The sequence below is a fragment of the Mannheimia kashgarensis genome, assembly GCF_041807705.1.
Taxonomy (GTDB): domain Bacteria; phylum Pseudomonadota; class Gammaproteobacteria; order Enterobacterales; family Pasteurellaceae; genus Mannheimia.
Genome location: NZ_JBGTYY010000001.1, coordinates 113559 through 126441, shown reverse-complemented (window position 1 = coordinate 126441; position 12883 = coordinate 113559). Strand labels below are relative to the sequence as shown.

The following is a 12883-nucleotide window of genomic DNA, read 5'->3' as shown; positions in this document are numbered from 1 at the left end:
TACTGCCTAAAATTGCAAATTTTTTTAATTTTTTGACCGCTTGTTATACGGAATTAGAATTCATAGCGTAAATTTAAGCGTGTATAGAATGGCTCACCGTAGCTATATTGGCTAAAGCTGAGGGCGTTACGATATTTTTTATCGAATAAGTTATCAATGTTAAGCTGTGCTGAGAAGTTGTCATTAAATTGATAACGAGCCATCAAATTCACTAAAGTGTAAGCTTTTTGACCATATTCGCCATAAGTAGCGTGTTTGGTATAAATTCTGCTTTGCCAGTTTACACCTGCTCCTACCGTTAAACCTTGCACTAAACGGTTCATATCGTAAGTTGCAAAGAATTTAAATTGTTTGCGTGGTTGAGTTGTGTTAATTGGGTTACCTGAAGCATCATCGCCTTTCCACTGAGTATATCCTGCACTGAGTTTTAATTTTTCAGTTACATTTCCAGATGCTTCTACTTCAAAGCCTCGAACTTTCGCGCCTTTGGAGGCTGTGTAGTAGGCTAATAATGTATTAGGGTTAATACCGGCAGATTGAGCTAGATTATCTTGTCTTGTTTCAAATACGCTAATTTGAGTTTGCAAGTTGTCATTGAAATAACTCCCTTTCCAACCTGCTTCGTAGGTTTCGCCCGTAACAGGAGAGAGTAGTTTGTTATTGATGTCCACTTGACTTTGTGGTTTGAAAATATCGGTATAACTTACATAAACGGTATTTTGTGGATTAATATCAAAGGTTAATCCTGCATAAGGTGTCCAAACATCGTTAGCGTGGAAGTTTTGTGTTGAACCATAGAAAGTGCCTTCTGTGCGGTACGATGAAATACGAGAACCTAGAAGCATAGACAGCCTATTCGTAAGACGTAAACGAGTAGAAGCATACACCCCGAACTCTTTTAAGTTTTGGTAGTATTTTTCAGACATACTTCCCCAGTTTGGTCTAGCATAAATGCCATTCCAATTATTAAAGTCGAAAGCTCCGTCAAAGGTGCTGTTATCGGCAGCGTAGGAATTACGATGTGCTCGATTGTATTGAATACCAATTGCCGCATCGTGTTCTAATCCCCAAGCAGAGAATGAGCCAGTCAGATCGAGCTGCACGTTAGATTGCGTATTATCATTTTTAAATTTGCCCGGCCAAGGCGACCAGCCTAATCCATCTTGGCGATTGAGTGATGAGCCGCTGAAATAGAAAAGTTCCGAATTATGTTTGCCTACACGGTAATTGCCTTTTAATGCAAGTTCCCATTTTTCGCCTAGTTTTTGTGTAATATCGGCAAAATAGTTTACGGATTCATTATCCCAGTAAGCCCATTCTGGGCTGGCATTTTTGCTTCTGCTCCAGTTAGTTTCACCACCATCGCTATAGAATGCGGGTAAACCACCCCAAAGTGCTGCATCACGTTTTTCTTTTTGATAACTTACACCTAACCCAAGTTTGGTAGTGTCAGTTAAGTCTGCTTCAATATTGCCATAAAGCGTGGTGTAACGTTCTTTTTCATTTTTAATGAACGTATTACCGTTTTTATGCTCTGCAATAAAGCGGCCTCTTACTGATCCTGAATTATTCAATGCTTGGCTATGGTCAATCATTGTATTGAAATCAGCATAACGCCCGATTCCAGCTTCTAAAATAGTATAACGGGAAGTGCTATTGGCTCGTTTACGAACAAGATTAACACTTGCAGAGGGATCGCCCGCCCCAGTAGTTAAGCCTGTAGCACCACGCACAACTTCTACTCGGTCGTATAACACGCTGTTGCCTGTATTTTCGCCCGTTGTCCATTGGTTATTTACTTTGAGATCCATACCATCTACCTTGACTTTATCAATCCCAAAACCACGAGCACTGAAAGAATAGCGTCCTCTGTCAAGCAAAGAAACAGAAACACCGTGAGTTGCTTCAAGTGCTTTGGCAATCGTATTAAGATTTTGATCTCTGATTTGTTGATGCGTTACAGCCGTTACGCTTTGTGGCGTGTCTTTCGCACTCAATCCCATTCCATTAGAGCCTTTGGCTTTTTTCTGTGCATAACGTCCAGTTTCTTCCGATGAGGCATTTGGCGTTTCGGCGCTTACTTCAACGGTATTAAGATGAGTAACTGTTTCAGCATAAGCTGTTGAGATAAACCCTATACTAGAACCGTATAAGGCAAGTTTTATCGCTTTAGATAGCGTGTTCATAATTTCTCCTAAGTAATGAATAAAAAATTATTTATGTTGTTTGAGTAACAGTAAGAAATAGATACCCCCGAGAATAGAGGCAATAATGCCTGCCCCAATCTCATAAGGGAAAATTAGATAACGCCCGAGCCAATCGGCAATGAGCATTAGCATTGCCCCTAATAATGCCGATATAGGGATCTGTTTCTCCGGTGTAATTGCACCTAAATGTTTAGCTAAATGAGGGGTCATTAGCCCAATGAAGCTCATTGGCCCTATAGCAAGCGTAGAGGCGGCACTCATTAGGGCGATTAAAAGTAATACAATCATCTGCACCTTTTTAACCTCTAACCCTAAGTGGAGAGAAACGGTTTCGCCAAGTGAGATCAAGCGTAAAGGTTTGATAAACAGTAAAGTGGCACTGATAAGCAGGATTGCAACAGATAATAAAATCCAAACTGTATTCGGATTAGCGTAATAGGTTGAGCCAGACAGCCAACTAATAACTGCCGTTAAACGAGGGCTGCCGCTTAGTTGAATAATAGCCATTAAGCCACTGACTAAAGCTCCAATAGCAACACCTGTAATCATTAACGCTGATGGTTGTAATTTACGAGAGAGCCACATAATAAGAGCGAGAACAGTCAAACTCCCTAATACACCAAATAACAAGAAGCCAATGCTAGATAATGTTGGGAAAAGTAAGAATGACAGTACTGCAGCAATAGTTGCCCCTGAACTCACGCCTAATACTTCAGGGCTTGCCATTGGGTTTCTCGTTAAGATTTGTAATAGGCTACCACTTACCGCAAGCATTGCCCCTGTTGCTATCGCACTTAGACTACGAGGCAAGCGGTAGGAACTCATCAGGTTTTCATCAATGCTAATAGCCCAGCCATTCATTGTTGGAGCAATGATTTGTAATAGACAAAATAGGATAACTCCAGCGCATAACAACAATATTGGCAGTTTCCACGAATTGAGGCGTTTAACGGGGAAGTATGCTGTATTGCTTGCTTCAAATTGTGCTTTACGTTGGCGTAATACCAAGAAAATTAATAATGGTGCGCCTAGTGTTGCGGTAAATGCACCAACAGGTAGTAGAGTGTCGTAAATTCTGCTAACAATGCCGATGAGATTATTGGTAAAAAAGAGTAAAAATCCGCCCGCTAGAAAAGCAATCAAGAGGCGAAGTAATAAATGTCGTATTTTGGCAAAATGAGCCAAACTTGCACCTGCAAATCCAATAAAGCCAATTACACCTATTTTGCTTACAACCAATGCTGTAATGGCGGCACAAACAAAAATAACTAAGTAGCGTAGTAAATTAACAGGCGCGCCTAAGCGACGAGCTTGTTCATCATCTAAACTTAAAATTGTGAGTGGACGAGAGAGTAAGACAAAGATAAAAAATGCAACTACTACCGTTATCGCTAAGGTAATAGAAGTTGCCCAACCATCTTGTAAAAGTGAGCCACTTCCCCAAACCATCACGCCAAATAAAAAATCAAAGTAGAAAAGGGTCAGTAAAGAGGCAATAGCTCCAAACAAAATATTAACAATCAATCCCCCTAAAATAAGGGTAAGGGGATTGAGCTTAGAGGCTTTAGCAATAAATAAAACCAGTACGATAGCAGCTAAAGAGCCAAGTAACGCAATCCAGAAACTAGAAAAAAGCTCGGCGGCTGGGAAAAAGATAACCGCAATCATCAATGCAAGTTGAGCCCCGCTACTGACGGCAAGTGTGCTATCTGACGCTAAATTATTTCTGACAATATGTTGTAAGCCACTGCTGGCTATAGCCAATAAACCGCCTGCTAAAAATGACGTTGTCATTTCAGGTAAAAGAGCTGCTTTTACCGCAGCTTGATTAATCGGCAATAAATCAACATTTATGAGTAGCAACTGCCATTCCCACTCCCAGACCATATTTAAACGGATAACAGCTGTTACTAAGGATAAAAGAATACAGCCAATCAATAAGAATGATGATTTCATTACTCTTTTTCTCCTTGTGTCATTGCATTGTGTAAAAACTCAGCAAAGTGCGAGATGGAATCAGCCCCACCAAAGAGCCAAACAGGCGGTAATACTTTCATACAACGGTTTTTACCAAATCCTAAACGTTGCCAAATGTAGCTATTTTCTAAATCTGCTTGCGTCATTTTAGAAAAAGGTGAGATGACAATTAAACAGGTGCGTTCGGGTAATTTAGCTAAATCACTCACAGGAATAAGTTTATTTCCCCAGCGATCTCCCACACCTAAATCAGCTTGTTTTAAGCCCATCAAATCAAAGGCTACACGGAACATTGAATTAGACGCATATATGCGTAACTCTCTCGGAGAGCCAAATTGAACAACAGAGTAGTAATCAATATCTGGATTACTGTTAAGGATTTCTTTCCCCCATTGAGCCAACGTTTGTTCAGTTTTCGTTAAATATGCTTCTGCCGCATTAGGGTTTTTAATCGCTGTTCCAATCATACGAGTGGCTTTTTGGTAAGTATGCCAATGTTGCTGAGGTTCAGTATTGCCACCATCAAATAGCACGTCTATTTGTGGAATTTCTTTCGGGTAAACAGAAGCCAAGTGAGCGTAGAAAAAGTTTGATAGCACCAATTCAACAGGAAGCTGTGCTAATAATTCGCGATTAGGCTGATAACGCGCTCCAATATCTAACACGCTATTAGGCTGAATAGGGCGGTGCGACCATAGCGGATAAATTCGCTTATCCCCCATCGCAATGGGCGGATTTCCCATTTCAGTAAGGGCAGAGGCAATAGACCAATCTGGTGTAAAAATATTAGGTTGAGCAAATGCGGTAGAAATTTGCAAAATAAAGAGAAAAATGAACCGCTTGTATTGCCTAAACATCATAATACCGCCACTTTATGTAAGCCCGCAGGGTGGTTAAACAAGTGCAGTTTTAGCCCGAAGATCTCAAGTAATTTCTGTTCTTGCATAATTTCATCAACAGAACCTTGAATACAGAGTTCGCCTTGCTTTAACGCAATAATTTCATCACAAAATTGGGAGGCAAGATTAATGTCGTGAATAATGATAATGACTGTTAAGCCTTGTTCATTCACTAACTTACGAATAAGCTGCATTACTTCAACTTGATAAACAATATCAAGGGCAGCCAATGGCTCATCTAGCAGTAAATAGGGGGGTTGTTGGGCTAAGCACATAGCAAGCCAAACTCGTTGTTTTTCTCCGCCTGATAGACTATTTACAGGCTGTTTAGCAAACTGAGTAACGGAGGTGCTTTTCATTGCTTGTTCAACAATTTGAACATCAAGCTCTGTTGGTTTGTGTAGCCATTTTTGGTATGGAAATCGCCCTAAAGCAACCAGTTCCTGCACTAAGAAATCCGCCGCTTCAGGTAAACGTTGTGGTAAATAGGCAATATGTTTTGCCGCTTCTTTGGTAGAAAGCTGATGAAGTGGTAATCCATCGACTAAAATTGAACCGCTGGTAGGTGTTATATCTCCGCTTAGTAAACGCATTAACGTTGATTTACCCGAGCCGTTATGGCCTATTACGCCATATAAACGCCCCTTGCTTAAATTGAGGGAAATATTGCTTAGCAGTTTACGGTTTTGTTCAACAGAGTAGCTAATGGAATTTATTTGAATCATAGTGTTGTGTTTTAAGAGCATAAAAAAGGTGGGATTACCTCACCAAATCAATCAAAATGAAAATGAGTAGATGAAAATCTATTATGAAAACGGTGCTAAATATATTTTTATTATAAATGGAAGTCAATATCATTTAGTTTTAGATGAGGGTAAATTTTAGGATAAATAAAAAATAACCGACTAAATTACTAGGTAATTCAATCGGTTGTAAGTGGTCGGATATTTAATAAAAAATCTTATTTTTATGAATAGCTATTCAGCTTGTCCCCAAGGCGCAACCTTAAACAACATCAGCATTCCCGGAATACCGATAAAGAAACAGAGCCAGAAGAATTGGTAATAGCCCATCATTTCCACTAAATGCCCGGTGTATGCCCCTAACATTTTGCTTGGTAGGGCAGCAAGGCTGGTGAAAATGGCGAGCTGCATTGCAGTGTAAGCGGGATTAGTTTCACGAGCCATAAAGGCAACGAAAGCCGCTGTGCCTAAACCCACGCCCAGATATTCACCTGTCATTACTAAACCTAGTTTCCAAAGCTCGGCAGCACCAATAGTTTCTGTTGGAAAATGCCCAAAGCTGGCAAGATAAGCAAAGCCTAAAATGGTTACTAATTGAACTAAGCCAAATAACCACAATGCACGGTTTACGCCTAATTTCAACATCGCAATACCGCCGATAATGCCGCCGCCAACGCTACACCAAAGTGAGGTCATTTTCACAATGCCTGCAATATGTGATTTGGTAAAACCCATATCTAAAATAAATTTAGTTTGCAATGTGGTGGCGAGAGAATCACCCAATTTATAGAGGAAAATAAACAGAATTAACCCGATAGCCCCAGCCACACCTTTACGAGTAAAAAACTCCTTGAATGGATCCACAAACGCCATATAAAACGGCTTGGAACGGTCAATTGGTTTATGGTTAGGCTCAGCTGCGATGAGCGTAACAAATAAACAAGGTACTAAAAAAGCTGAAGTAATCAGGAAAACCGTATCCCAAGCGTAGTGATCCGCTAAAAACAGCGATAAGCCACCGGGAATTAAACCTGCAATACGGTAAGCATTAACGTGAATGGAGTTACCTAAACCTAGTTCTTTATCCGATAAAATCTCACGGCGGAAAGCATCCACCACAATATCTTGGGTGGCAGAAAGAAACGCCAATAGCACTGAAAGAGTAACAATAATCGAAATATCTTTGACTGGGTCAAACAAGCCGAAACTGGCTAAAATCACTAAAAGCCCGATTTGAGAAATAAAAATCCAGCTTCTACGTCTGCCCAAAAATGGCGGAAAATAGCGGTCTAACAACGCAGCCCATAAGAATTTCCAAGTGTAGGGAAGAGAGGTTAGCGTAAATGCTGCGATGGTTTTAATATCCAAATTTGCACTGGTTAACCACGCAGGCATTAGCTGAATTAATACAAATAACGGCAAACCAGAACAAAAACCCGTATAGATACAAAGGAGCATATTTTTTGTGAAAATTTGCTGCCAAATAGAGAGTTTTTGAACGTTATTTTCAGGCGTGTAAGCGGTCATATTTTTCCTAAATTTTGCAAAGTGAGATGCAGAGAAGCTAATCGTAGCCAGCTTTCATAAAGCGTTAAATCTAACCTACAAGTTATTTTGCTTTTCTTCAGCTATCCAAATTTGCCCATTTTTTAATAATAAATAGACTTTATTAGCATAGGCTTTGGTTTGTTTGATCTCAGCCGGCAGGACCATTGGTAATTCTGTGATGTTACCTGTTTTACCTAGTACAATCAATTGTTGATATCCTGCTTTGGGGATAATTGCAAAATGGTCTGTTGCTGCAGCTAAATTGGTTTCATAGTCACCATAGCGGTGGTTGCTTAAGCCGGAGGTAATAAAACGTTCGGTTAAGCGGTTGCCCTTGAGGCTGTATTCGACCAAATTACCTTTTAAATGCGGCATTTGGATGGCATAGAGCTTATTGTTAAAGCTAAATGGCGATTGCCAACGGTTAGTTGGCAGAGACTCACTTTCTATTTCTATCAATAATTTGCCTTCTTTAAGGCTAATTACAGCGGTACTGGCTCCATTACCATCGCCAGCTATTACGGAAATCAATTTGGTTTTTCCATTTTCCGTTAAAGTCGCAAAACGATTTGCCTCAAAAACTCGCCCTTTCTGAGTTAGTTTTTCTGCTAATGGTTTAAGGGTATGGCGTTCTAGGAATTGAATTTCTCCTGCCTCTATATCATCGCCTAATACACCGTGTTGATAGGTGGCATCATCAGGCTTTGCAAGTACAGCAATATGCCCTTGGTTAGGTGTTTCAGAATCAAAATCAATTTGCAGAGGGTGAGTATCAGGCAAGACTTCGGTTTCTGCGCTGGCAGTAATAGTTACTTGGTTTCCTTGCGTTTCAATTCTAGCTAACATAAATTGCCCGTGTTGTTTAGTTACAGCAATGGTAGCAAAATTAAGAGAAACCATTGTTGCTTTTGGAGCAAGTGGAATATCGGAAGTATAGATTTTATCTGCCGTCCACAACATAAAATATCCGTTCTTATCCGCTAACGCAATTCGTTGGTGCTGGGCTTTGGGTTCAATCTCAGTTGAAACGCCATCTGCTAATTTTTGAGCTTGATTAACCATCTTCCATAGTTCATTTTGACGATTAATAAAGATTAATTCGCCTTGTTCTGAGAGATCAAATTGGCTCACTTTCCCGATTTCAGTGAGAGCCAGCGGAGAAAGCTGAACTTCGGCGAATAGCGAAGCCGAGAAAAAGCTCAAGATTAATGGGATAGATTTTTTCATCAGGATTACCTAAAAGAGAATATTAAAATGATAAAGGGAGATATTATCTCCCTTTGTGTTTTAACCTTTATATCCATTCGGATTATTCTTTTGCCAATTCCAAGTGTCTTTCATCATTTGCTCTAAGCCACGCTCGGTTTTCCAGCCGAGTTGTTCGAGGGCTTTTTGAGGAGCAGAGTAGCAAACGGCAATATCGCCCGGGCGGCGGTCGGTAATTTTATATGGAATAGTAATACCATTTGCGTTTTCAAATGCTTTTACCATATCTAATACGGAATAGCCTGTGCCTGTGCCTAAATTATAGATGTGGAAACCAGCATCGCCTTGGTGTTTTTCTAATGCTTTTAAGTGCCCGATAGCTAAATCAACAACGTGAATATAATCACGCACGCCTGTACCATCGTGAGTAGAATAATCGCCACCAAAGACAGAAAGTTGTGGTAATTTACCCACTGCAACTTGGCTGATAAATGGCATTAGGTTATTTGGAATGCCGTTCGGATCTTCGCCAATTAAGCCGCTTTCGTGAGCCCCAACAGGGTTAAAATAACGTAATACTACCGCACTTAATTGTGGGAAGGCTTTAACGGTATCTTCAAGAATGCGTTCCACCATATATTTTGATGTGCCGTAAGGGTTAGTTGTGCCGCCTACAGGGCAAGATTCCACAATTGGAATGATTTGAGGATCTCCATAAACGGTTGCAGACGAGCTAAACACAATCGTATTCACGTTTGCTTTTAGCATTTCTTCTACTAAAACAATCGATCCCGTCACATTGTTTTGATAGTAACGTAGTGGCTCTCTCACGCTTTCGCCTACCGCTTTTAAGCCTGCAAAGTGAATTACCGATTCAATTTGATTTTCCGCGAAAATCTTGCGTAACATATCGCGATCTAAAATATCGCCTTGATAGAATCTTACGCTTTTACCCGTAATCTGTTTTACACGTTCAAGCGAAACCTCAGAGGAGTTAGAGAGATTGTCTAACACCACAATTTCACGGTTTTCGTTTAATAACTCAACTAAGGTATGAGAACCGATGTACCCCGCACCGCCTGTTACTAAAATTGCCATTTTGTGTTCCTTTTTGCAAAGTTTGTTACGAAAGTTACCGCTTGCATTCTAGACGTTTTTTACTATTTTGACGAATATTAATGCTGTGTTAGTTCAATAAAATCTTGCTCAGTTAAAATCTGAATACCCAATTCTTGGGCTTTAGCTAGTTTTGAGCCTGCTTTTTCGCCTGCGATGAGATAGTCGGTTTTGCTTGAAACCGAGCCTGATACTTTGCAGCCTAGACTTTGTAATAAGGCTTTGGCTTCATCACGGGTCAGCTGAGTAAGCGTGCCTGTTAATACCACGTTTTTGTCTTTTAGTGGATTATCGGCAATTTCAGTTTTAACCACGTTTTCCCAGCGTACGCCTTGAGCAATTAAATCTTCCACTACTTCCACATTATGCGGCTCTTGCCAGAAGCTCACAATACGGTTTGCCACCACTTCGCCCACATCTTGTACCTCTTTTAATTGCTCAAAGTTGGCTTGGCGGATTGCTTCTAAACTGCCAAAGTGGTTCGCTAAGTTGAGAGCGGTTGCCTCGCCCACTTCACGAATACCTAGTGAGAATAAAAAGCGAGGAAGGGTAGTATTTTTCGCTTTTTCGATGCTATTTAGTGCATTTTGAGCTGATTTTTCGCCCATTCTCTCAAGTCGCATTAAGGTTGTGTGATCGAGCTTGAATAGATCGGCTGGCGTTTTAATTAACTCACGAGACATTAACTGTTCAATCAGTTTCTCGCCCACGCCGTCAATATCCATTGCTTTGCGAGAAACGAAATGTTTCAATGCCTCTTTACGCTGAGCCCCACAGAATAAACCGCCCGTACAACGAGCCACCGCCTCGCCTTCTACCCGAACAACCGCAGAGTTACAGATAGGACAAGCGGTCGGAAATTCAATTTTTTTTGCATTTTCAGGTCGGCGTTCAGCAACCACCCCTGTAATTTGTGGGATCACATCACCTGCACGGCGAATAATCACAGTATCGCCAATGACAATACCTAAACGTTCAATTTCATCGCCATTGTGGAGCGTGGCATTACTTACTGTTACGCCTGCCACAAATACAGGCTCTAATTTAGCCACAGGCGTGATTGCCCCTGTTCGTCCAACTTGAAACTCGACATCTTTTAAAACCGTCATCTGCTCTTGAGCAGGGAATTTATAAGCAATCGCCCAACGGGGAGAACGGGAGATAAAACCAAGAGGTTCTTGTAAGGCGATATCATTGACTTTTAACACTGTGCCATCAATATCATAGCCTAGCGTTGGGCGTTTAGCTTGAATGTCGGCATAATAAGCTAAGAGTTCCGCTTTGCCTTGAGCTAATCGGATTTCATTATTGACGGGAATGCCAAACGATTTCAGCCATTGCAAACGCTCAAACTGAGTGTTTGGTAATTCATCATCACTTTCATAAACACCAATGCCATAAGCATTTAGCACAAGTGGGCGTTGGCGAGTAATTTTCGGATCTAACTGGCGTAACGACCCAGCAGCCGCATTACGAGGGTTAGCAAAAACTTTCTCACCTTTGGCTAAGGCTTTTTCATTTAACTCATTGAAACCAACTTGGGGCATAAACACTTCGCCACGAATTTCTAAGCGAGCTGGTGGATTAAGCGTATTGAGTTTTAACGGAACATTACGAATGGTGCGGATATTTGCCGTAATGTCTTCGCCTGTTGTGCCATCGCCTCGAGTTGCCGCACGGGTAAGCAAGCCATTTTCATACAAAATACTCACGGCTAGGCCGTCTAATTTTGGCTCGCAGCAGAAGACTAATTCGTTTGGATTAGCCGTAATATAGCTCTCCATTCGGCGTAAAAAACCGTCTAAATCTTCATCGCCAAAGGCATTATCTAACGAAAGCATTGGGATTTCGTGCGTAACTTGAGCAAAACCAGCTAATGGTTTTGCACCCACTCGTTGCGTTGGAGAATCGGCGGTAATCAGCTCTGGGTGTTGCCATTCAATATTTTTCAGCTCGTTCATTAAGCGATCATATTCTGCATCTGGCACACTTGGATTATCTAAAACGTGATATTCAAATTCGTATTGACGTAATTTTTGGTGAAGTTGTTCGATTTGTTCAACTAACGTTGGCGTTGTATCTTCTTCAAATAAAGAGCCTTGACTAAATAAAGACATTGGTAAAATTCTCTACAAAAAAGACCGCTTGTAACAAGCGGTCGGAAAAACAATTATTTTTGCAATTAGTGCATTACTTGTTGCATATAACGTTGGCGAGATTCTTCGCTAAATGGCTGCTGAGCATCGTCATATAAATAACCGCCGAGCGATGATGCCAAGTGTTCCGCATTGCTTAGTAATAATTTCATATTCACAATATCATTGCCTTCAGTTGGTAATTGCATAAATAGCACCAAGCCTGCGGTCGAGAAGTTAGCAATATTGTGTAAATCAAATGTACCCGGGTTCATTAAGTTTGCTGCACTGAAAATAATCGGGCTGAGCGAATCGTCAATGTGTTGATGGCGGTGGAAAATTTGGTGTTCGCCAAAACGCAATCCAACTTCTTCCAAGTAGTGAACCACATAGTCGCCACGAAATAGCTCATTTTGCGGTGCATAAACATAGAGCGTTACAAATGGATTTTCTTCTTCTGTTGCTTGCACTGCATCGGTTTGTTCTACCGCTGAAACTTGAGCTTCTTCCTCAGGCACAAGTTCAGGGGTTATTGAGACATTAATCGTTGGGTTCGCAAAATCAGGCGTATTTTGAATATGTTGCTGATTAGAAATTTGCTGACCATAAGTACTACCGGCAGGTTCTGCCATAAGTTGCTGGATAGGCTGCTGAAAAGGCTGTACGGGCTGAATTTGAGGCTCTCCCGGTAAGCTGATTTTGATATTTTGCAATGAGCTTTCCACTTCCTGTTGGATTTGTTGTGGATTTTCTTCTGGCACAGACATTGCTTGATATTCATTCGCTTGTGGTTGCAATGAAGCAGGAATAGGGCTATTTAGCTCATTACTTGGTGGAGGCACAACAACAGGTCTACTTGAAAATGTATTTGAGAAAATGTTCGATTTTTCACGGCGGGCAGACCAAATACTAAAGCCGATTAAGATCGCAATCAATAATCCGGCTAGAATAAAGAAAATAATATGTAGTTCCATTGTGTCCTCTTTATTTTAAATAATTAGTAAAAAATACATTTTCATATTTGCGAAAATAATGTGCGTAGCTTACCATAT

The 12883-nt window shown here is 40.8% G+C and carries 9 protein-coding genes; all 9 read right to left on the bottom strand.

What is annotated here, in order from left to right:
- Positions 1–53 precede the first annotated feature (53 nt).
- The 9 genes from ACERCF_RS00615 to zipA all read right to left on the bottom strand — a co-directional run bounded on the left by ACERCF_RS00615 (position 54) and on the right by zipA (position 12805).
- A complete protein-coding gene (locus ACERCF_RS00615) occupies positions 54–2186 on the bottom strand; it encodes a TonB-dependent siderophore receptor (RefSeq protein ID WP_373624262.1) in 2133 nt (710 codons plus the stop codon).
- A 27-nt stretch (positions 2187–2213) separates the two neighbouring features.
- Positions 2214–4163 (bottom strand): Fe(3+)-hydroxamate ABC transporter permease FhuB, encoded by a 1950-nt coding sequence (gene fhuB / locus ACERCF_RS00610; RefSeq protein ID WP_373624261.1) that lies wholly within the window; start codon positions 4161–4163, stop codon positions 2214–2216.
- A complete protein-coding gene (locus ACERCF_RS00605) occupies positions 4163–5044 on the bottom strand; it encodes an ABC transporter substrate-binding protein (RefSeq protein WP_373624260.1) in 882 nt (293 codons plus the stop codon). The genes fhuB and ACERCF_RS00605 overlap by 1 nt, the downstream gene beginning before the upstream one ends.
- On the bottom strand, positions 5041–5829 hold the full coding sequence (locus tag ACERCF_RS00600) for an ABC transporter ATP-binding protein (protein WP_373624259.1): 789 nt from the start codon (positions 5827–5829) through the stop codon (positions 5041–5043). Before ACERCF_RS00600 ends, ACERCF_RS00605 begins: the two co-directional genes overlap by 4 nt.
- 231 nt (positions 5830–6060) lie before the next feature.
- Complete coding sequence (locus ACERCF_RS00595; protein WP_373624258.1) at positions 6061–7353, bottom strand: AmpG family muropeptide MFS transporter; 1293 nt, start codon at positions 7351–7353, stop codon at positions 6061–6063.
- A 75-nt stretch (positions 7354–7428) separates the two neighbouring features.
- Entirely contained in the window at positions 7429–8601 is a 1173-nt protein-coding gene (locus tag ACERCF_RS00590; RefSeq protein ID WP_373624257.1) for a hypothetical protein, read from the bottom strand.
- Between the two features lie 60 nt (positions 8602–8661).
- Positions 8662–9678, bottom strand: coding sequence for a UDP-glucose 4-epimerase GalE (galE, locus tag ACERCF_RS00585; protein WP_373624256.1), 1017 nt, complete (start codon positions 9676–9678; stop codon positions 8662–8664).
- Positions 9679–9755: 77 nt separating this feature from the next.
- Complete coding sequence (gene ligA, locus ACERCF_RS00580) at positions 9756–11813, bottom strand: NAD-dependent DNA ligase LigA (protein ID WP_373624255.1); 2058 nt, start codon at positions 11811–11813, stop codon at positions 9756–9758.
- Between the two features lie 65 nt (positions 11814–11878).
- Positions 11879–12805, bottom strand: coding sequence for a cell division protein ZipA (zipA, locus tag ACERCF_RS00575; RefSeq protein WP_373624254.1), 927 nt, complete (start codon positions 12803–12805; stop codon positions 11879–11881).
- Positions 12806–12883: the final 78 nt, after the last annotated feature.